Raw genomic sequence first — 20,990 nt, 5'->3', positions numbered from 1 at the left:
TGGAGTATGACAAAATTAAATAGTATCGTTTTTCGAACATGGCTGGTGACAATGGTAATTGTCGCCTTTTGTTTGATTAGTAGTACACTAATCTATTCAACAATTTATCAACGAACAGTTGAAGAAATATATGTAACTGATTTTAATAAATCAATTTCGAGTGTCGAAAAGCTGGTTGTTAAAAATCCAGTTTTTTTATTGAATAATCCTGAAAAATTTGATCCTTTTGATGCGCATCTCTTTTTTTTAATTGAGTATGATGGAAAAAAAGAATCTTTTTTTAATGAGCACTATGAAACGTTGTCTACTACTTATGCAGATAAAATCATGACTCGAAAAGATGTTCAAGAGGCTGCTAAAGCAACTGAAGATAGAGAAATCCGTGGCAATATGGGTGGGAAAAACAATTCGGAATTTATATTAAATATTAAACACTTTAGTTATGATGGAAAAAAAGGAACGCTGTATTCTTATGCAGATTTATCTTTTTTAACGTCGATTGCTAAGAAAATGAATCAATGGACAGCTTTCATTTTTATTATGTTGCTAATTCTATCTGTTTTATTTTACTATTATTTAAAATTACGAATTGGCAATCCTTTATCAAGAATGCGCGACATTGCTTTTGAATATGCAAAAAATGATTTTACAAGACAGACCCCAATTAGATCGAGAGATGAACTCTCGCAACTTGCATTAGCAATGAATAAAATGGGTAAGTCGCTGGAGTCAATCGGGATGGCTACAAGGCAAGAAAAGGAGTTACTCGCACATATTTTGTCTTCAATGACAACTGGAGTTCTATTTTATAACCGAGATAAGGATTTATTAATGTCAAATCCTAATGGCGAAGAATTTCTACAGCAGTGGCGTCGGAGTGCTCAATATTCTGATGTTGAGCGCATGCCTTATATCTTAGACCAAAAAATTAATGATGTCATTGAAAATACGGTTGATCTTATATTCGAGCTACAGTTAGATGATTACTATTATAAAATTAATCTGGTTCCATTATATAGTGAAGATATGGTAACAGTTCGGGGTGTATTAGCTTCTGTCCAAGATATGACTAAGGAGCGACGTTTAGATACAATGAGGGTCGACTTCATTAATAATGTTTCACACGAGCTCAGAACGCCTCTTGTTATGATTCGTGGCTATAGTGAAGCAATTCTAGATGATGTGGCCGAAACGCGTGAGGATAAACATGAGATGGCGAAAATAATCTGGGAAGAATCAGAAAGAATGAGCCGAATGGTTAATGAAATGTTAGATTTATCACGAATGGAAGCTGGCTATATTGAATTGCAGCGTACTGAAGTTGATTTATATAGTTTTGTGCGAGATTTAACTTCACGTTTCAATCAAATTGCCCAATCGAGTGAAGTGAAACTGTCATTTGAGATTCAACCAGATATGGAAACATATTACATGGATGAAGATAAAATGAGCCAAGTCTTGTTTAACTTGATTAATAATGCGATTAGACATACAACAATGGCTCATAAAAAAAATGGGCAAGTAGAGATATTGGTTCATTTAGATGAAGTAATGGATGAGTTACTGATTGAAGTTAAGGATAATGGAACTGGAATTCCTAAGAAGGACCTACCATTTATTTTTGAACGTTTTTATAAAGCTGATAAATCTAGAGTAATGAATAAAGAAAATAAGAGTGGTACTGGAATTGGCTTATCGATTGTCAAAAGCATTGTCGAAGAGCATGAAGGCTATATGGAAGTCCAAAGTATCGAAGATATCTCAACAAGTTTTATTATTCATTTGCCATACAGAGATAAGGTCAATTAACTAATTTTAGTATCGAAAGGCAAGCAGGCTGAAATTTCCTGTTTGCTTTTTTTGGCATCTAAAGCCATTAGTTAGAGAGGGAAAAGTATAATTCACTAACAAATAGTAAGTTTTTGTTGCAAAATTAAGTAAAAAAGGTATAATAGAATAGTACACAGCGCTGTGTCAAAAATAATTTAATGATTCGTCTTCAGGGGCAGGGTGAAATTCCCGACCGGTGGTATAGTCCACGACCTATTTGGTTCGCCATTTAGCTGAACTGGTGTAATTCCAGTACCGACAGTAAAGTCTGGATAAAGAAGATGGGGCTTATTTGAATCTATTCAAATGCTCTGTTTGATTTTTTTCTGAAGAGAAAGAAGTTAGGCGGAGCATTTTTTTGAGAACGTTCGATAAAGGGACGCGCTTTTGTTTAGATTTAAATAATTCCATAATCGCTCTAGATGAATCCTTTTAGGAGGATTTTTTATGAAAACCAGTAACACAAAAAGATTAGTTGGGATTGCAATGTTTGGTGCAATCGCCTATGTATTGATGTTCTTTGCTTTTCCTATTTTACCCAGTGCTTCATTTATGAAGGTCGATTTCAGTGATATTCCAATTTTGTTAGGAATGTTTTTGTATGGACCTGTTGGTGGAGTTTTAATTGCACTTGTTCGTACGGTATTACATTACCTTCAAACATCAGGTGATATGGGCTACCCAATCGGAGATATTGCTAGTTTTATCGCAAGTATTGTTTATAGTTACCCAATTTATTTTATCATGAGCAAACACATGAAAAAAGGAACATTAACAATGTCAAATACGCTTGTAGCTAATGTGACGGGAGTCATTTCTTTAGCAACTATCATGTCACTTGCCAACTGGCTAATCATCACACCTTTGTATTTAGCTGTCATGGGGTTCAGCGTTGGACCTATCAAAGAGTTCGTACTTTTAGGTGTTTTACCTTTTAACATTATTAAAGGACTATTAGTAAGTAGTGTATTTATCTTTATGTTTACTAAATTGCAACCTTGGATTATTAAAAACCAAGCTACACATATAAATGAATAAAAACAAGGCTTAAAAGGATGTCCTTTTAAGCCTTGTTTTTTTAGTTTTAGAATTGACTTAGATAACTCGTGCCAGATAGCTAGTTATTTGTTATGATAGAAGGACTAGCATTAAATGGTTCTGATTTCCGTAAAATAGCGTTAGTTGGACAAGCTGTATAAGCTAGTTTAAATTCAGAAATAAGTGCATCAGGCAATGGCATTTGACCAGTATTTTGATCAATGAGATTATAGGCCAAGCCATCTTCTGTATACTCATAAATTTGTGGCGCTTTTATTTGGCATAAGCCACAAGCAATACATTTTTCTTGATCGACTTTTGTGTAGAATTTAGGCATGATTTAACCTCTTTTTAGTTTATTTATAGATAAGGAGCGCGCGTAAATGGATGAACTTTCATACTTAGATTACCTTTTATTTAGTTTTTTTTCAACTAGTGAACCTCGAAAAGCCATGACTGTTTTCCATATTATATCAGGCAAACGGACAGCTTCGATTTTATATCAGGCAGAAATTTATCGATTATCTGCTTATTTTAGCCTCTTTAATAAGTTGAAAAAAGAGCATTATCAGCATAGCTTAAAAAAAGGAATAGCTTTAAAAATTCTAAAAAAAGAAGAAAATGACTATTATTGTTTGACGGAAATGGGGCAAAAAGAAATTACTGCTTACTTTGAAAAACAGTATTATCCGACGGAATTAAACTTTTTGCAGAATGGTCGTTGGATTCATGTTTATTGGCGTAGATTAGTTTTTGTAAGCCAAGTTTTATCGGAAATTCGTTATAAAAATCAATCCTATATTCCAATAGAAAAAGAATGGAGTCTCCAAGTATGGGTAAAAAAATGGGTAAAAAGCAAGTCTGAGAGCCGTGAGGAATTAGCCGAAGCCTTTGGAATAGAGTGGCTTCAACTAGCTAGAAACCAATCAAAAATAAGTGCTGAGATTATGATTGGTTTTCTAACTGGTCATGATTATTACGGACAAACAACCATGCAATTAGCAACGGCATTTTTAAAAGAAGCTGTTGAGGTTAGAATAATTTTGTTAGATGGACTAAGTAAGTTAATTCATGAAGTTACCGAACAACCAGAGACATTCCCAATTTTTTTCAGCATTTTTACGGATTTACTGGAAACGCATGGAGCTGTGAGCCAAAGTGTGAGACAAACGCAGAAAAATTTAATGGAAGGCTTGGATTTAATTGAAATTGCTAAAATTAGGCAATTAAAATTAAGTACTGTTTCTGAACATGTGATTGAATTAAGTTTGATAGATAAAAAATTTAATGTTCACAGTTTAATTAAGGAACAACCTTTTTTGGAAGTTAAACAACAATTAGAAAATCAGCCTATGAGTTCATTTTCTGATATAAAAGAATTTTTCCCAGAAGTACCTTTTTACGTGTATCGTCTCATGCAAATTGAAAGGTGGCGTGAAAAAAATGCGAACTAAACAACAAATTATAGAAGAGGCATTATTCGAACATTTTGGCTATCGACAATTACGCTCAGGACAATACGAAGCCATATCAGCAGCTTTAAGTGGTGAAAATACATTAGTTTTACTACCAACAGGAACTGGAAAATCGATTTGTTATCAACTGACTGGCTATTTGAGTGAGGGATTGGTTGTGATTGTATCACCGTTATTATCACTAATGCAAGATCAAGTTGAGCAGCTCCGACAAAAGGGTGAAAAAAAAGTTGCGGCATTAACTAGCCTACTAGATTATAGTGAAAAAGCTTATATTTTCCAGCAGTTCAATGAATTGAAATTTTTATTTTTATCACCAGAAATGCTGCAACAAGAGCGTGTTTTAAATGCACTGAAAAAAAGTACGATTGCTTTATTTGCCATAGACGAAGCTCACTGTATCTCACAATGGGGAATGGATTTTCGCCCAGATTATTTAACGTTAGGTTCTGTTTTGAAGGAACTAAATTCGCCTTTAACAATGGCATTAACAGCAACAGCCAATCAACGTGTCAAAGAAGATATTTTTGCGGCTCTCCAGTTGATTCCAGAAGAAACTACTCAAATTATTCATTCTGTAGATCGACCAAACATCGCACTGGAAGTGGTTGAGTGTTATAAAAATAAAAATGAGCAACTAATGGACTATGTGACTAAACTAGAAAAGCCGGGTATTATTTATTTTTCAAGTCGAAAACTAGCAGATGAAATTGCTGAAATGATCCGAAAGATGACACCTTATTCTGCAGAAAGCTACCATTCAGAAGTTGAATCGGCGGATAGAATCCGTCTGCAACAACAGTTTATTCATAATAAAATAGACATTATTTGTGCAACCAATGCATTTGGAATGGGCATTAATAAACCGAATATTCGCTTTGTAATTCATTATCATATCCCAAGCAGTATGGAAAGTTATTTACAAGAAATAGGTCGTTGTGGACGTGATGGCTTACCTAGCCTAGCTGTTTTGTTATATGAAAAAAGTGACGTCTATATTCAGATGCGTCTTCAAGAAAATGATTTGCCAACAGAATCAATGCTCGAATATGTGTATCGCAAAGGAAGCATTGTACCGGGAAGTTGTAGTGAGAGTCAGTACCGTTTACTCGAAAGTTATTTAAATTTAAACATCCCATTACATGAAGCCAAAGCTCAATTAAAAAATAGAAGCTACCAAAAAAATGCTCAATTAAAGTATATGACTGATTATGCGGAAACGACTAGTTGTAAAAGAGCGGTAATGCTTCACTACTTTGAAGAAAGTCAGGCAACAAAGATTAGTAATTGTTGTAGCAACTGTGGAATAGCGTACGAACCTTATTTAGCTAAAGAAAAGGAACCTGAGATTGCAGAAGAAAATAAAGAACTAAAATGGTTAGAAAAAATAACCTATTTATTTAAGCTAGATAAAGATTCTAAAAATGGCTAGATAAGCAAAAAAATGGTACATTAAAGGTATCAATTAATCTAGTAGTCTATTCATAAGAAATTTTTAAAAGACAAACATCTGAGGAGTATGGTACAATTAAGTCGAAATATTTTTAGGAGGAATACCAGATGAGTAAAAAAAGAATTGATGATCAGCAAAAAGAAGAAGCATGGTCACGTAAATTTGACGATGAAGGTGGTTTCTCTGAAGGGAACTATTCAAGAACAGCTCGCAAGAAAGCTAAGGGAGGAATCTCTCCTATTCTAACAACATTATGTGTGTTTTTGGCATTATTAATTATTTTACCGATTTCAGTCGTTTGGTGGTATTCAAACAATAAAGATGTAGAAGATACTGGGTCTGCTAATGACCAAGTAACAATGAATAGTAGCAGTAGTAGCAAAGAAAGTAGTAGTTCTAGTAGTAAAGAAAGTAGCAGTGAGTCAAAACCGGCAGAAAGTTCATCAGCTGTTTCATCTTTTAGTGCGCCAGTTGAAGAAACGCCAGCTCCTGTTGAACCAACACCACCAGTTGAGGAAACCCCTCCACCAGTTGAAGAGCCGCCAGTAACAAATACGTATACAGTAAAATCCGGGGATAACTTATATAGAATCGCTGTAAATAACGGTATGACATTAGATCAAATTAAACAGTTAAATGGTTTAAGTTCTGATACGGTATCTGTTGGGCAAGTTTTAAAAATAAATTAAGTTAGAAAAAAGGATAAAAAGCCGTCAGCTCTTGACGGTTTTTTATCTGTGTGAGAAGTTAAAGTTCAGAAAGAAGGCGTAATAATGACAGAAAAACGATTAAGAATAGCAATTGATGGTCCAGCATCAGCAGGTAAAAGCACAGTAGCTAAAATTTTAGCAAAAGATTTGGGCTATATCTACTGTGATACAGGAGCGATGTACCGTGCATTAACTTATATGGCGATGGAAAATAATATTTCAGTTGATGACGAAGCAGGGTTAGTTCAGTTGTTACAGGATATGACGATAACTTTTGATCCAAGTGCGGAAATTCAAAAAGTTTTTGTCAATGGAAAAGAAGTGACGGATGAAATTCGTCAAAGTGATGTGACCAATGGTGTATCAGCGGTCTCGGCTCATCAGGCTGTGCGAGTAGAATTAGTCAAGCGTCAGCAAGAAATCGCTAAGGCTGGCGGTATTGTCATGGATGGTCGCGATATTGGAACAGCAGTGTTACCTGATGCTGAAATTAAAATATTTTTAGTGGCTAGTGTCACAGAGCGAGCAGAAAGACGTTTTAAAGAGAATCAGACGAAGGGGATTACGACTGCGTTAGAAGTCTTACAACAAGAAATTGCAGATCGTGATTATAAAGATTCAACACGTAAAGTCTCACCATTGCTACAAGCGGAGGATGCTATTTTAGTTGATACCACGAGCTTATCCATTGAAGGTGTTGTTGCGAAAATTAAAAGTATTATTGAAGAAACTGTAAAAAAATAGCGTTTTTTTCAATTTCATGAATCTTTTTGTAGCAATATTTCCGAATATTCGCTAAAATAGAGAATGTAGACTTAAAAGGCTGTTAAGGAGGACTAAAAAATGACTGAAAACGTAGAAAATCAAGAAACAATGATGGATGCCATGAACAGTGTCCAAGATGTAAATATTGGCGATATCGTTCAAGGTGAAATTTTAACCATTCAAGATAACAAACAAGCAATTGTTGGGATTGTTGGCGGTGGTGTAGAAGGTGTGATTCCTTTTAATGAATTATCATCTACTCCCTTTGAAAACGTAACCGATGTGGTAAATGTTGGAGATGTAGTCGATTTAGTTGTAATTAAACCTATTAAAGATAAAGAAAATGGAAGTTTCTTACTTTCAAAACGTCGTATTGACGCTAAAAAAGTTTGGGAAGGAATCCAAAAAGACTTTGAAGCAGGTACGATTATCCAAGCGCCTGTCACAGATGTTGTTAAGGGTGGCTTAGTTGTTGATGTTGGGATTCGTGGATTTGTACCAGCTTCAATGGTAGATGCACACTTCGTTGATGATTTTTCTGTTTATAAAGGTCAAACATTAGGCTTTAAAATTGTTGAAATTGAACCAAGTGAAAACCGTTTGATTTTATCACATAAAGCTGTTGTTGAAGCTGAAAAAGAAGTAGCTAAAAAAGAAATTATGACAAAACTTGTTGAGGGTGATACAGTCACAGGTACTGTTGCTCGTTTAACTAATTTTGGTGCATTTATTGATCTTGGTGGAGTAGACGGACTTGTTCATATTTCTCAAATTTCATACAATCATGTGAAAGCACCAGGTGATGTTTTAACAGTTGGCGAAGAAGTTCAAGTTAAAATTTTGTCAATCAATGAAGAAACTGGTAGAATTTCTTTATCAATCAAAGATACTCAACCAGGACCTTGGGAAAATATTGAAGAACGTGCTGCTGTAGGTTCGACTTTATCAGGAATCGTTAAACGTCTAACTAGCTTTGGTGCATTTGTGGAAGTTTATCCTGGCGTAGAAGGATTAGTTCATATTTCTCAAATTTCTCACAACCATATTGCAACGCCTCATGAAGTTTTACATGAAGGTGACGAAATTAAGGTTAAAGTTCTTGAAGTGAATCCAACTGATCAACGTTTATCTTTAAGTATTAAAGCGTTGGAAGAAAAACCAGCTTCAGAAAAATCTGAAAAAGAAGATGTTGTTGATTATACATTACCAGAAGAAGATTCAGGTTTTACTTTAGGTGATATTTTAGGTGAACAACTTTCAGATATGACTTCAGAGGACGATGAATAAAAAATAAAACGAATTTTACTTAGATTTAAGTAAGATTGTTTATGCGATGATGAGGCTAAGGACATCTGTCCCAGCCTCATTTTCTGTTTTTTTGGACATTCGTTCTAAAGCATCTTAATTTCTTCTAATAAATTGGACGGAAAGCTTGCAACTTGAACGTTTATTCTATAAACTACTAAGAGGAACAAGAAATCTAAAAAGATGTTTCGTCTAAAAGGAAAATTGAAACCAGTTAGTAGTCTGAATAATGAAAATGAAATACTAATAAAATGATTTTTTATTTGGCAATTGTGGGAAACATGTTTTTGACAATTTAGAAACTTAATGAATAAAGTTTCAGATAAACTAAAAGAAGGAGGCTAAAACCATGGCAAAACCAGTTATCGCCATTGTAGGTCGTCCAAATGTTGGAAAATCAACTATTTTTAACCGAATTGTTGGGGAAAGAATTTCAATTGTAGAAGACGTATCAGGAGTCACCAGAGATCGTATTTATGCAGATGGTGAGTGGTTAGGAAAAGAATTTAATATTATTGATACAGGTGGTATTGATATTGGAGACGAGCCGTTTTTAGAGCAAATTAAGCAACAAGCTGAAATTGCAATGGATGAGGCTGACGTGATCATTTTTATTACTAGTGGCCGTGAAAGTGTTACGGATGCAGATGAAAATGTTGCTAAAATGTTATACAGAACTAAAAAACCGGTTTTATTAGCCGTTAATAAGATCGACAATCCAGAAATGCGTAATGATGTTTTTGATTTTTACTCATTAGGATTAGGAGAGCCTTATCCAATTTCAGGAAGTCACGGTTTAGGTTTAGGTGATTTATTAGATGCAGCTATTGGGCATTTCCCAGAAGAAACTGAAGAAGAATATGATGATTCTGTCATTAAATTTAGTTTAATTGGTCGTCCAAATGTTGGGAAATCTTCATTAGTAAATGCTATTCTAGGCGAGGAACGTGTTATTGTTTCAGATATTGCTGGAACGACTAGGGACGCAATTGATACTGAGTTTGTATCAGCTGATGGAACTGAATTTGTTATGATTGATACTGCTGGAATGCGAAAACGTGGAAAAGTTTATGAAACAACTGAAAAATATAGTGTTTTAAGAGCTTTACGAGCGATTGAACGTTCTGACGTTGTCTTAGTTGTACTAGATGCTGAAACAGGGATTAGAGAGCAAGATAAGAAGGTTGCGGGTTATGCTCATGAAGCAGGACGCGGTATTATTATCGTTGTAAACAAATGGGATACGTTAGAAAAAGACAATAGCACAATGAAGAAATTCGAAGAAGATATTCGTGAATCCTTTGCTTATTTAAGTTATGCACCAATTGTCTATGTTTCAGCGAAAACGAAACAACGTTTAAATACGTTACCAGATGTGATTCAACGTGTTAGCATGAGTCAAAATCTAAGAATTCAATCTGCAGTCTTAAATGATGTAATTATGGATGCTGTAGCAATGAATCCAACTCCGACTGATAAAGGCAAACGTTTGAAGATTTATTATGCAACTCAAGTGGCAATTAAACCACCAACTTTCGTTATTTTTGTTAACGAACCAGAGATGCTTCATTTCTCTTACTCGCGCTTTTTAGAAAATCGTATTCGAGACGCTTTCACCTTTGAAGGTACGCCGATTCGAATTATTGCTAGACAAAGAAAATAGGCATTTTAACACATTTGTTTGCGCTTTTCAAATAATATGAAAAAAAATGCGAAAAAGATTAAATTTTTACTGAAAAAGAGTAAAAAGCATTGCAGTATAAGCATTTCTATGATATCTTTTAGATGAAATGTTGTTTGTGGTTACTACAGGCTACAATTTCATTCAAACCATTTTTGGACCACTCAAAAATGGTATTATCGATGTATATTTGCTTATTCAAACAAAGCATATATTCTTCTTTTCGAGGGAGGTGAAATACACATGGCTAACAAAGCAGAATTAATCGAAAGCGTTGCAACTTCAACAGGTTTAACTAAAAAAGATGCAACTGCAGCAGTTGATGCAGTATTTGAAACAATCCAAACTACTTTAAGTTCTGGAGAAAAAGTTCAATTAATCGGTTTTGGTAACTTTGAAGTGCGCGAACGTGCTGCACGTAAAGGTCGTAACCCTCAAACAGGGGAAGAAATCCAAATCGCTGCAAGCAAAGTACCTGCATTCAAACCAGGTAAAGCTCTTAAAGACGCAGTTAAATAAGACGTTTAAAAAAGGTTGTTGCACTTTTGTGCAGCAACCTTTTCTTAGTAATAACGTAAAGTTGATTATCGTACATATTGAGTTAAGAATTATGGTAAAATAAGTTGAATTAGAAAGAGGATTGGAGGTCTAAAGATGAAAATAAGTCTAACTAGGAATCAACAAGTTGTCCCTTTTTATTTTGCAGCCCCCATTTCTAAATTAGTAGCTGAAAATAAATTTTTATTGCAGGAAACCAATAAGTATTTAATTATTACAAATCAAACTAGCTATGATCGTTATTATGAAAAATTACGGTTAGCGATTGGAAATGAATTCAATCAATTTTGGTATGTGTGTCCAAATGGTCAACAAAGTGCCAATCTAGCTGAATTTTCTAGTGTGCTTGCCTATTGTGAGGAAATGGAACTAACAAGTTCCATTAGTGTCATAGCTTTTGGAGATGAAGGCGTCAGTCGATTAGCTGGTTTTTTTGCTAGTTTATACCTAGGTGGTGTGTCGCTGATTGATATTCCGACAACTTTAATGGGCTTAGAAATAAGTTTGCTACATCAAGTAGCCTTAAATCATCAGAGAAATCTAGATATTCTCGCTACTCAGCAAACTGTCTCAGCAATTTTTTTTGAAGCAAGGTTTCTCCAAGATAATCAATTGAGTGAGTTGCAAGAGGGGTTCAGTTGCTGGCTACAGTTAGCTGTAACTTTAGATTCGGTTTTTTATGATTTATTGAAGGAGCAATTTCCAACTAGTAAAGAGCTAGAAATAAAAAGTGTCGTTCCTTATGTCACTTCTTACTTAAATTTGATTGAAACGAGCAATAAAGTGAAATCAGATGGGCTAGCGCGCTACTTTGGTTCGGAATTTCATCTAGCGATTACCCTAAATTCAACAGAAGAATCTATGTCAAGTAACAGTTTAGCTATTGGACTCAGTTTTTCTTTACTTATTTCGGCGAGGTATATGGGAGCATCACTTGACTTGGATGGTTGGTTTAAATGGTTAGCAGATTTAAATTATGATTTGAATTTACCTAAAAGTTGGTTCATAACAGATCTTTTAGCAAAATTAACGCAAAATGATTTAGGTAAAAAAACGATTTTAATGGTATTATTAGATAGCTTTGGTAAATTGAAGCAAGTAGCTGTGCCGGTTTTAACTGTGGCAGAAGCGATCGAAGAGTATCAACTTATAAAAAAATGAGACTATATACGTTAGGAGATAGAACTATGAATTATGGAGAACAAATGATTGAGGCTTTACAAAATAATGCTTTAGAAGAAGCGCAAGAATTATTTATCGAGGCTTTAGAAAAAGATCAACCCGAAGAATTATATGTCCTAGCAGATACACTCTATCAGCTTGGTTTTTTAGCAGAAACAAAAGCCATCTATGAGCATTTACTTATTGATTTTAGCCATGATGATGAATTGAAGATTGGTTTGGCAGAAATTGCAATTGAAGAAGATGATATTGATGGGGCGATGGATTGGTTAATGGCAATTGAAGAAGAGAGTCCGGCTTACCCGCAAGCCTTATTAGTTTCTGCTGATTTATATCAAGTTCAAGGATTGTATGAAGTTAGTGAACAAAAATTATTATTAGCTAAAGAACTTTTACCAGATGAGCCTATTTTAACGTTTGCACTAGCTGAATTGTATTTTGTAATGGGAAAATATGCCCAGGCTATTTATGGCTACGAGGAGCTCTCTGAAGCAGGTTTAGGTGAGATTAGTGGAATTAACCTGGCACAACGAATAGGGAGCGCATATAGCGCTGTTGGAGACTTTGAACAAGCAATACCATATTTAGAGTTAGCAGAAAAAGAAAATGAAACGACTGATTTATTATTTGAACTTGGTTTTACTTATTTGCAAAATAAAGAGTATCGACGGGCAAGCGAAACGTTATTTAAATTAAAAGAGTTAGATCCTAGTTATACGTCTCTTTACCCTTATTTAGCTAAAAGCTTAGAAGAAGAGAATCAATTAGACCGTGCTACCGAGGTTATTCGTGAGGGACTAAGAGCAGATCAATACAATCCAGAATTATTCTATTATGCTGCTGATTTATTCTTGAAATTAGGCGATGAAGAACAAGGAGAATATTACTATCAAGAATCTTTGGAGTTGAATCCTGATAACGAAACAGTGCAACTAGCGCTGATTAATTTATATTTAAAACAAGAGCGGTTTAGTGAAGCTGTTGTAAAAATTGAGACAGCGCTGGAAAATGAAGAAGCAGATGCACAGTTTTACTGGAGCTTAGCTTTGGCGCAAGAAAGATTGGAAAATTATGCTAAAGCTGCTGAAGCATACCAAACAGCGTACCCAAGTTTTACGCGTAATAAAGACTTCTTAAAAGCATATGCCTTATTCTTAAGAGAAGAAGGAGCGTTAGAATTAACCAAGGAAGTTATCGAGAAGTATCTTGAAATAGAATCCTCAGATGAAGAGATGATTGCCATCTTAGATGAAATTAATAGCGATATTTAATAAAATAGGCTATAATTAATTTAGATTAGTGGATTAGATAGATCATGATATGTGTAAGCCGAGATTGGGGGGGTTGAGATGAGCACTAAAATATCTTTAGAAACAAAAAAAGAGTTTTTAAGTTGGTTTTTAGATTACCACCAACTAAAAAGAAGAGAAGCTATGTGGATTTTAAACTATTTAATGACTCATGAAACAGTTCTAAATAAAGTTCATTTTGTTGAAGCTGTTCGAACAACTCCTAGAGGTATGGCTTTATCGGCTATTGGTACTGAGGAAGAGCCGTTTCGTTTCTTTAAGGAAGGCGCAGTTTTTGAAGATCCTGAACAAGGTTTTCATGAGATTCGGTTAAATTGGGCAGATCAACTGTATGTTGAATTGTTTTTCAATGATCAATGGAAATCACCAGAATATGTGGCTGTTTTAGAAGACAACCCGTATCATCGTTGGAACGACAGTGTTAGTGATGAAGTGAAACAAGAAGTTGATGAAGCATTAGTTAAATTTGACTTAGAACGAAAAAAAGCAGAATTAACGCCAAAAATTAATAAAGCATTAGAAGAAGGAAACCGAGCATTGTTTGACGAATTATCCAAAGAATGGAACCAGTTAATGGTTGAATTTGAAAAATTATAGCCAAAAAGTGTTAGAGAGTTTCCTCTCTAGCACTTTTTTTGTCATGGTTCTTGTTGCTTTAGCAACTTAGAACCATGATACACATCCATCGAAGATGGACTGTGATCTTAAACTATTGGTTTACTGAGGTTCTTGTTAGTTTGATCCGATTTCTATGAAATTTCGTGATGACAAAAAGCGTCACATCAAATTTTTCCGGCCTTTATTCGATCCTTAGCAAACTCAATAAGCTTTTGAAAGTGTTAATCGTCTCAATGAGCTTTTATTATTTATTAAAGGAATATCCTTTTTCTGACTAGCATCAAATGAGAAGAAATTGTATACTAAGTAAGAGAAACATAGCAAGGAGGACAGTCATTTGAAAAAAAGTTTACAAGATATGCAAGTAGAGGTCGATGATTATATCAATCAATTTAAGACTGGGTACTTTTCGCCGTTGGGTCAAATGGCTCGTTTAACTGAAGAAGTAGGGGAACTGGCACGGGAAATTAATCACCATCATGGTGAAAAATTAAAAAAAACCAGTGAACCAGCCAAAGAAGTAGCGGAAGAACTAGGCGATGTGCTTTTTGTTGTTTTATCAATGGCAAATTCTTTAGATATAGACATGACTGAAGCTTTTGATTTAGTTATGAAAAAATTTAATCAACGGGATAAATTCCGTTTTGAAAGGAACGATGGAAAAAATGATTAAAATAGTTGTAGCCGGATTTAAGGGTAAGATGGGTTTAACAGCCACTAAGATGGTTTTAGATAAAAAAGAATTTGAATTAGTTGGGGTTTTAGATCCATTTGCAAAAGAAGAAAATATCAATCAGTTAGCGCTTTTTAGTGAAGAAAATGTGCCTGTTTTTACGACAAAAGAAGCATTAGCTAGCCAAATTTCACCAGATGTTTGGATTGATTTTACAATTCCAAAAGTAGCCTATGAAAATACGAAGTTTGCGATTGAGCACGGGATTCGTCCGGTCGTAGGGACAACTGGATTCACAGATACCCAGGTTCAAGAATTAATTGCTGAATCAAGCGAAAAACAAATTGGTGGCTTAATTGCACCTAACTTTGCAATTGGTGCGATTTTGATGATGCAATTTGCTCAAAAAGCAGCGCACTATTTTCCTGATGTTGAAATTATGGAATTGCATCATGACCAAAAATTAGATGCTCCAAGTGGCACGGCCATTAAAACAGCTGAAATGATTGCTGAAGCCCGTGGCTACCATCAACAAGGAAATCCTGAAGAAAAAGAAATAATCAAAGGGGCACGTGGCGCTGACTTCGAAGGAATGAAGATTCACAGTGTCCGTTTACCAGGTTTGGTTGCTCACCAACAAGTACAATTTGGTAGTGTTGGAGAAGGTTTGACAATACGTCACGATTCTTATGACCGGGCTTCCTTTATGACTGGGGTAGCATTGGGATGCGAAAAAGTTATGGAACTAAATCAATTGGTTTATGGGTTGGAAAATTTGTTATGATGCAATTAGCTCCAGAATTTGAAGAAGCACTTCCTGTTATTCAAAAAATTGAAGAAGCTGGATTTGTTGCTTATTTTGTTGGTGGAAGTGTCCGAGATACGATTCTTAAGAAACCTATCTCAGATGTTGATATTGCAACAAGTGCTTTTCCAGAAGAAATTAAAGCTATTTTTCCTAGAACGGTTGATGTGGGCATTGAGCATGGGACCGTTATGGTTTTATGGCAAAAAGAAGAGTATGAAATTACTACGTTCAGAACGGAATCGACCTATCAAGATTTTAGAAGACCAGATGAAGTCACTTTTGTGCGATCTTTAGAAGAAGACCTAAAACGGCGTGATTTTACGGTAAATGCATTAGCAATGAGTCGTGATGGCGAGATTATTGATTATTTTGATGGCTTAGTAGATTTAAATAAGGGTATCATTAAAGCTGTTGGCTCCGCTACGGAACGTTTTCATGAAGATGCTCTTAGAATGATGCGTGGTGTTCGTTTTGTTAGCCAATTGGACTTTACTTTAGAAGCGAAGACAGAAGCTGCAATTATGGAGCACCATGCTCTTTTAGAAAAGATTGCAGTAGAACGCGTACAAGTAGAATTTATTAAGCTACTGTTAGGTAAAGGGCGTAGTCAAGCAACGATTAAATTAATTGAAACCGAACTATATCAGTACTGTCCTGGTTTAAGAAAGCATGGAGAAGGTTTATATCGCTATGCAGATTTAAGTGGAGAACTTCCTGATAGTTTGACTGCATGGACCTTGCTTGTTTATTTTATTCAATTAGACAATCAATCTATTGATGCTTTTATGCGCGAGTGGAAATGCTCAAAAAAAGCGATTCAAGAAGTTGAAGTAGCCAAAAGAGCGTTAGATTTCCGTTTGACTACAGACTGGTCAAAAGAACTGCTCTATCATACCGGTTTAGAAATAGCAGTAGCCGTTGAAAAAATGCACGCCTTGTTAACTGGTGAAAGTGACCTAGCTGCGTTAGAAACGCACTATAAAAACTTGCCTATCCATAATAAGAAACAGTTAAAAGTGACGGGAAACGAGCTGATAGCTACTTTAAATCGCCAACCAGGTATTTGGTTAGGTGAATTATTAGTTGAAATAGAAAGAGAAGTACTTATTGGACGACTTTCTAATCAAACGGAGGCTATTTTAAGTTGGGCTAAAGAACGAGAAATTTAATGAGCTCTGAAAGGAATCCTGATAGTATGATAACTAAACTAAGTAAAACGTTTATTGTTAAAGAAAAACAAACAGCTATAGAAATGAAATCTGGTGATTTAGCTGTTTTAGCAACACCAGCCTTAGTTGCAATGCTAGAAGAAACAGCCAAAGACAGCATCTTAGAGTTGCTTACTGAAGGAGAAACAACTGTAGGAATTGAAGTGAACTTGAAGCATGTGCGTCCGAGTAGGATTAGTGAAGAAATTCAATGTGAGGCTGAGTTGATTGAGCAAACAAAAAATATTTTGCGCTTTACTTTAAAGGCTTTCGCAGGAGAATCAATTATTGCTGAAGGAACGCATCAAAGAGCCATCGTAAATAGCGAAAAATTTATGGCTAAACTAGCCAAATAACAAGTATTGGAACCAACAATAGGTCATTTATTATTGTTGGTTTTTTTATGTTTGTGGGAAGCATCAGAAGCAGCAATAGCCTTTAGAGAAAGTAGGATTTGACAAAATAGGAATAAACCCCTATATTAAACATAGATAGATATCTATGTGGAGGTGGGATAGTGGACTATTTAAGAGTATCAAAAATGATGAAAGCTATTGCTGAGCCAAATCGATTACAGATAGTAGATAAGATTTCTACGGGTGAAAAATGTGCTTGTGATATTTTAGATGATTTTAACTTTACACAGCCAACGCTTTCACATCATATGAAAGTCTTGATAGATGCTGGGATTGTGTCCGCTCGTAAAGAAGGTAAATGGCATTATTATTCTCTGCTATCAGAGAATATTGCAGAATTTCAAAAACTCACAAATCAGATTTTTAAATTACAATAAAATTGAATGTTACTTAATGGTAAATAAGGTGAATAAACTATTGCTAAAAAGTTCAAAAAATGGAGAGTATAAAAATGAATGATGTTCAAATAGTTGAAAAAATTTTAAATTCTCTTGATACTGATTTTCAAATTGAAAAAAAATATTTAGATAATTACACTTCAAAGGTATATAAAATAGTTAATAGTAACTCTGAAAACAAAATAATGAAGATTTTCCCAGATAAATATGATTATGAAAGGGAGTTCGAAGTTATTCAAGCTTTGTCCGATGAGAGTCTTTATGAAATATCTTTTGCTGGAAATTGGGAGGGTGTTTACTACATTATTAGAAATTATATTGAGGGAAATATTCTTTCAAGTAGCTATTTAGAAAATCATTTAAATGTATGCTTTAAGTTGGGTCAATTACTAGCTAAGTTTCATTCTGTTGAAGCTCCTGATTTTTTCAAAGAAAGTTTAGGAGATATTTATATGAAATGGTCAACTAAATCATTACAATATTTTTCAATAGAAAAACAAAACTTGATTAGAAAAATCGCATTAAATAACACTTCGGCTCATTCATTGACGAAAATCACGCATATGGACTTCCGACTGGGAAACATTATCGTTGATGCAAAAGAAACTGTACAAGTAATTGATTTTGAATCAGTTAAATTCACAGATCCATTTCTTGATTTCCCAAAAATTCGAACAGAGTTATCAAAGATAGGAAATAACTATTGGTTAGAATTTGCTAAGGGTTACGATTCTTTAACAGATATCAACATTTTGAAACAGGACAATAAACATAAAATAGATTTCTGTGAATTCTTACATGGTCTAGGTGGACTATCCTTTATCCATAATAGTAATAGAGATACTGACGACCCTTTTTTTATAGCTAATAGACATATAATAGAATCTTACTTAGAGAATTATGAAAATGAGTAAAGGATATTATATTGGATGTAAGCGTGAAATCAATGTAGTTGTTAAGATGATATAATTTAATTCTATGTTTGAAAGAAATTGATTATCTTAAGTAAAAATTAAATACAGATGCTCTCACTATTTAGATAAAAAAAAGAGCTTGGAACATAAGTTCTAAGATAAACAAAATAGAAGACCGAAAATCGTAAAATGATTTTCAGTCTTCTATTTTTTAGTTTGTGGAAAGAATCCTCCTTGGATGTCATTAAAAATCTAAAAGTGTAATTTTTCCATTACTTTTACTGGCTAGATTCTCTCAAAATTAATGAAATAGGAACCAAAATTTTCTTACCTAATTCGACATTATTATTAATTAAAGACAATAGAGAGTTAACTGCATGAGAAGCAATTAAATCTGTATTCTGTTTAACGGATGAGAGGCTAGGAGTCGTGTATTTACCAGAATTAGTGTTATCAAATCCTATTATTTTTATTTTTTTAGGAACATCAATATGGTTTTTTTTGAGATAAAGCATTAATTCTAATGCTATTAAATCATTTATTGAGAAAATACCATCTGTAGCTGGATGCTTAGCAAGAAATGAGAGTAAACTTTTTTCAAAATTAGAATTTCCAATCTCTACATAAAGCAAATTTTGTTCGTTACTGAAAGAAATATGATTATTTTTTAAAGCATCTTTAAATCCTTTCAGACGTTCTTTTGCACTAGTAGATTTTTGATTGTGTATAGCAATAACAGGCTGTTGACATCCCTTGCGGATTAACTCTTCAGTACTTTCTAAAGCCCCTTGATAGTGATTAGACGAAATGAAAATAGTGTCTTTTTGATTTTTAGGTTCGCGATCAATACAAACATATGGAATTGTTTTTTCAGAGCTAGAAGAATCAAATTCAAATTTTTCTGCTCCAGAAATCACAATGAGACCATCAATGCCTTTTCCTTCTAAAATGCGAAGATATGCCAGTTCTTTTTCTGAACTTCTAGAAGTATTACAAATAATAGTCGAATACCCTTTAGCAAATAAAATTTCTTCTAATTGTTGAACAACTTCAGAAAAGAAGGAGTTGCTTATGTCTGGTACTAAGATTCCAATAGTGAAAGATTTTTTCATTCGTAAATTTTTTGCACTGTAGTTCATTTTATAACCTGTTTCTTCGATAATTCGCAGTACTTTTTTTCTAGTTTCTTCAGAAAAACGTCCATTATCGTTAATAACTCTAGAAACAGTTGCTACTGAAACACCGGCTATTTCAGCAATGTCTTTAATAGAATAATTTTTCATATATAGTATCCTCTTGAGTCATCTTTTTTTTCTTTCATCTTCTTTTGTATTTTCTCACATAAATGAGTGTAATACAAACTTTTAAATTCTTTTTGAGTTGACAGACTAAAATATTGATGATATATTATCCGTAATCAAGGTAAACGATTACTCACTTGTGATTTTTGTTTTTGGGTAATCGTTATCTCAAAGGAGGAAAAATAGATATGAAGAAATTATTATGTCCATCAATGATGTGTGCAGATTTTTCTAATTTAAAGAAAAATGTTGAAGAGCTTGATCAGGCAGGTAGTGACATTTTCCATATGGATTTTATGGATGGTAGTTTTGTTCCAAATTTTGGTATGGGGTTGCAAGATTTTGAATTAGTTCGTTCTGTTACAGATAAACCCTTGGATGTTCATTTAATGATTCAAGAACCCTACAGATATGTTGAAAAATTTGCTGATTTGGGTGCCGATATTATTTATATTCATCCAGAAGCAGATCAGCAACCTGCCCGAACGTTGGATGCGATTCATCAAAAGGGTAAAAGAGCTGGAATTGCAATTAATCCAAGTACGTCTGTTGAGATGATTCAAGACTTATTAGCATTAGTAGATTATGTAATGGTCATGACTGTTCATCCAGGTTTTTCTGGCCAGCAGTATTTAGAATATACGTATCCTAAAATAGAAAAGTTGGTAGCGTTATCGAAAAATAGTGATTACAAAGTGATGGTGGACGGAGCCATTTCACCTAAAAAAGTTATAAAACTTAGTGAAGTGGGCGTGACTGGATTTGTATTAGGTACATCAGCATTGTTTGGCAAACCTGAAACATATTCTGAAACGATAGCTAAATTAAGAATGTAGTACGAGTTCTAGTATAAGTAATAGGAGGAATTTAAAGATGAAATTAGCAATAGGAAGCGACCATGTAGGGTTTGAATTGAAACCAATTATTATAGAATATGTAAGAGAACTAGGTCATGAAATTGAAGATTTAGGGACTTTTTCATCAGAAAGAACGGATTATCCTCAATATGGGAAAAAAGTTGCAGAAGAAGTTGCATCTGGAAATTTTGATGCTGGTATTTTAATTTGTGGTACTGGAGTAGGTATTTCTATTTCTGCAAATAAAGTAAATGGAATTCGAGCTGTTGTTTGCAGTGAGCCTTATTCGGCCAAGCTTTCTAAAGAACATAACAATACAAATATTTTAGCTTTTGGTTCTCGAGTAGTCGGAAGCGAACTAGCAAAAATGATTGTAAAAGAATGGTTAAATGCACTTTTTGAAGAAGGGAGACATGCGCATCGAATTGAAATGATTCATCAAATAGAAAAATAAAAAATGAGTTTTTTTTGGAATTTTATGAACTTTTAT

22 protein-coding genes and 1 riboswitch are annotated in these 20,990 nt (G+C 34.2%); of the genes, 20 read left to right on the top strand and 2 right to left on the bottom strand.

What is annotated here, in order from left to right:
• Positions 1 to 6 precede the first annotated feature (6 nt).
• Together MHI00_RS09245 and MHI00_RS09240 are read left to right on the top strand one after the other, a co-directional pair.
• Positions 7 to 1,809: a HAMP domain-containing sensor histidine kinase gene (locus MHI00_RS09245; RefSeq protein ID WP_341113029.1), complete on the top strand. Its 1,803-nt coding sequence runs from the start codon at positions 7 to 9 to the stop codon at positions 1,807 to 1,809.
• A gap of 182 nt (positions 1,810 to 1,991) precedes the next feature.
• Positions 1,992 to 2,117: riboswitch (FMN riboswitch) on the top strand.
• Positions 2,118 to 2,277: 160 nt separating this feature from the next.
• Complete coding sequence (locus tag MHI00_RS09240) at positions 2,278 to 2,868, top strand: ECF transporter S component (protein WP_015076251.1); 591 nt, start codon at positions 2,278 to 2,280, stop codon at positions 2,866 to 2,868.
• A 79-nt stretch (positions 2,869 to 2,947) separates the two neighbouring features.
• On the opposite strand, the gene MHI00_RS09235 is transcribed toward MHI00_RS09240, so the two are convergent.
• A complete protein-coding gene (locus tag MHI00_RS09235) occupies positions 2,948 to 3,205 on the bottom strand; it encodes a ferredoxin (protein ID WP_015076252.1) in 258 nt (85 codons plus the stop codon).
• Positions 3,206 to 3,251: 46 nt separating this feature from the next.
• On the opposite strand from MHI00_RS09235, the gene MHI00_RS09230 reads away from it, so the two are divergent.
• The 16 genes from MHI00_RS09230 (at position 3,252) to MHI00_RS09155 (ending at position 18,342) form a co-directional block, all read left to right on the top strand.
• Positions 3,252 to 4,322, top strand: a complete 1,071-nt coding sequence (locus tag MHI00_RS09230; RefSeq protein WP_341113024.1) for a helix-turn-helix domain-containing protein — start codon at positions 3,252 to 3,254, stop codon at positions 4,320 to 4,322.
• Positions 4,312 to 5,775: a RecQ family ATP-dependent DNA helicase gene (locus MHI00_RS09225; protein WP_010050130.1), complete on the top strand. Its 1,464-nt coding sequence runs from the start codon at positions 4,312 to 4,314 to the stop codon at positions 5,773 to 5,775. The genes MHI00_RS09230 and MHI00_RS09225 overlap by 11 nt, the downstream gene beginning before the upstream one ends.
• A gap of 128 nt (positions 5,776 to 5,903) precedes the next feature.
• Positions 5,904 to 6,485, top strand: coding sequence for an SAG1386/EF1546 family surface-associated protein (locus tag MHI00_RS09220; RefSeq protein WP_341113021.1), 582 nt, complete (start codon positions 5,904 to 5,906; stop codon positions 6,483 to 6,485).
• A gap of 84 nt (positions 6,486 to 6,569) precedes the next feature.
• On the top strand, positions 6,570 to 7,250 hold the full coding sequence (gene cmk / locus MHI00_RS09215; protein ID WP_010050133.1) for a (d)CMP kinase: 681 nt from the start codon (positions 6,570 to 6,572) through the stop codon (positions 7,248 to 7,250).
• 99 nt (positions 7,251 to 7,349) lie between these two features.
• The gene (gene rpsA / locus MHI00_RS09210) at positions 7,350 to 8,558 is read left to right on the top strand and encodes a 30S ribosomal protein S1 (RefSeq protein ID WP_015076256.1); all 1,209 of its coding nucleotides are present in this window, start codon (positions 7,350 to 7,352) and stop codon (positions 8,556 to 8,558) included.
• Positions 8,559 to 8,925: 367 nt separating this feature from the next.
• The gene (der, locus tag MHI00_RS09205; protein WP_010050135.1) at positions 8,926 to 10,239 is read left to right on the top strand and encodes a ribosome biogenesis GTPase Der; all 1,314 of its coding nucleotides are present in this window, start codon (positions 8,926 to 8,928) and stop codon (positions 10,237 to 10,239) included.
• A gap of 261 nt (positions 10,240 to 10,500) precedes the next feature.
• Positions 10,501 to 10,776, top strand: coding sequence for an HU family DNA-binding protein (locus MHI00_RS09200; protein WP_010050136.1), 276 nt, complete (start codon positions 10,501 to 10,503; stop codon positions 10,774 to 10,776).
• A 135-nt stretch (positions 10,777 to 10,911) separates the two neighbouring features.
• Entirely contained in the window at positions 10,912 to 11,976 is a 1,065-nt protein-coding gene (locus tag MHI00_RS09195; protein ID WP_341113014.1) for a hypothetical protein, read from the top strand.
• A 26-nt stretch (positions 11,977 to 12,002) separates the two neighbouring features.
• Positions 12,003 to 13,268 carry a tetratricopeptide repeat protein gene (locus MHI00_RS09190; protein ID WP_341113012.1) on the top strand — a complete coding sequence of 422 codons (1,266 nt, stop codon included), beginning with the start codon at positions 12,003 to 12,005 and terminating at the stop codon, positions 13,266 to 13,268.
• Positions 13,269 to 13,346: 78 nt separating this feature from the next.
• Positions 13,347 to 13,904 carry a ReoY family proteolytic degradation factor gene (locus MHI00_RS09185; RefSeq protein WP_010050144.1) on the top strand — a complete coding sequence of 186 codons (558 nt, stop codon included), beginning with the start codon at positions 13,347 to 13,349 and terminating at the stop codon, positions 13,902 to 13,904.
• A 358-nt stretch (positions 13,905 to 14,262) separates the two neighbouring features.
• A complete protein-coding gene (locus MHI00_RS09180) occupies positions 14,263 to 14,598 on the top strand; it encodes a nucleotide pyrophosphohydrolase (protein WP_010050146.1) in 336 nt (111 codons plus the stop codon).
• Positions 14,591 to 15,382: a 4-hydroxy-tetrahydrodipicolinate reductase gene (gene dapB, locus MHI00_RS09175; protein WP_057000356.1), complete on the top strand. Its 792-nt coding sequence runs from the start codon at positions 14,591 to 14,593 to the stop codon at positions 15,380 to 15,382. The genes MHI00_RS09180 and dapB overlap by 8 nt, the downstream gene beginning before the upstream one ends.
• The gene (locus tag MHI00_RS09170) at positions 15,382 to 16,575 is read left to right on the top strand and encodes a CCA tRNA nucleotidyltransferase (protein ID WP_080569727.1); all 1,194 of its coding nucleotides are present in this window, start codon (positions 15,382 to 15,384) and stop codon (positions 16,573 to 16,575) included. The genes dapB and MHI00_RS09170 overlap by 1 nt, the downstream gene beginning before the upstream one ends.
• A 26-nt stretch (positions 16,576 to 16,601) precedes the next feature.
• On the top strand, positions 16,602 to 16,970 hold the full coding sequence (locus MHI00_RS09165) for a thioesterase family protein (RefSeq protein WP_033257152.1): 369 nt from the start codon (positions 16,602 to 16,604) through the stop codon (positions 16,968 to 16,970).
• A 161-nt stretch (positions 16,971 to 17,131) separates the two neighbouring features.
• Positions 17,132 to 17,407 carry an ArsR/SmtB family transcription factor gene (locus MHI00_RS09160; protein WP_010050153.1) on the top strand — a complete coding sequence of 92 codons (276 nt, stop codon included), beginning with the start codon at positions 17,132 to 17,134 and terminating at the stop codon, positions 17,405 to 17,407.
• Positions 17,408 to 17,481: 74 nt separating this feature from the next.
• Positions 17,482 to 18,342, top strand: a complete 861-nt coding sequence (locus MHI00_RS09155; RefSeq protein WP_341112996.1) for a phosphotransferase family protein — start codon at positions 17,482 to 17,484, stop codon at positions 18,340 to 18,342.
• 278 nt (positions 18,343 to 18,620) lie between these two features.
• On the opposite strand, the gene MHI00_RS09150 is transcribed toward MHI00_RS09155, so the two are convergent.
• A complete protein-coding gene (locus tag MHI00_RS09150) occupies positions 18,621 to 19,625 on the bottom strand; it encodes a LacI family DNA-binding transcriptional regulator (protein ID WP_057000359.1) in 1,005 nt (334 codons plus the stop codon).
• Positions 19,626 to 19,831: 206 nt separating this feature from the next.
• Here MHI00_RS09150 and rpe point away from each other — a divergent pair, with 206 nt between their 5' ends.
• Together rpe and rpiB are read left to right on the top strand one after the other, a co-directional pair.
• Positions 19,832 to 20,479 carry a ribulose-phosphate 3-epimerase gene (rpe, locus tag MHI00_RS09145; RefSeq protein WP_057000360.1) on the top strand — a complete coding sequence of 216 codons (648 nt, stop codon included), beginning with the start codon at positions 19,832 to 19,834 and terminating at the stop codon, positions 20,477 to 20,479.
• 37 nt (positions 20,480 to 20,516) lie between these two features.
• Positions 20,517 to 20,954, top strand: a complete 438-nt coding sequence (gene rpiB, locus MHI00_RS09140; protein WP_056998738.1) for a ribose 5-phosphate isomerase B — start codon at positions 20,517 to 20,519, stop codon at positions 20,952 to 20,954.
• Positions 20,955 to 20,990: the final 36 nt, after the last annotated feature.

The sequence above is a fragment of the Carnobacterium sp. FSL E2-0243 genome (assembly GCF_038003605.1).
Classification (GTDB): domain Bacteria; phylum Bacillota; class Bacilli; order Lactobacillales; family Carnobacteriaceae; genus Carnobacterium; species Carnobacterium maltaromaticum.
Note: the sequence above shows the minus strand (reverse complement) of the source record. Positions and strands in the feature narration are given on the sequence as shown.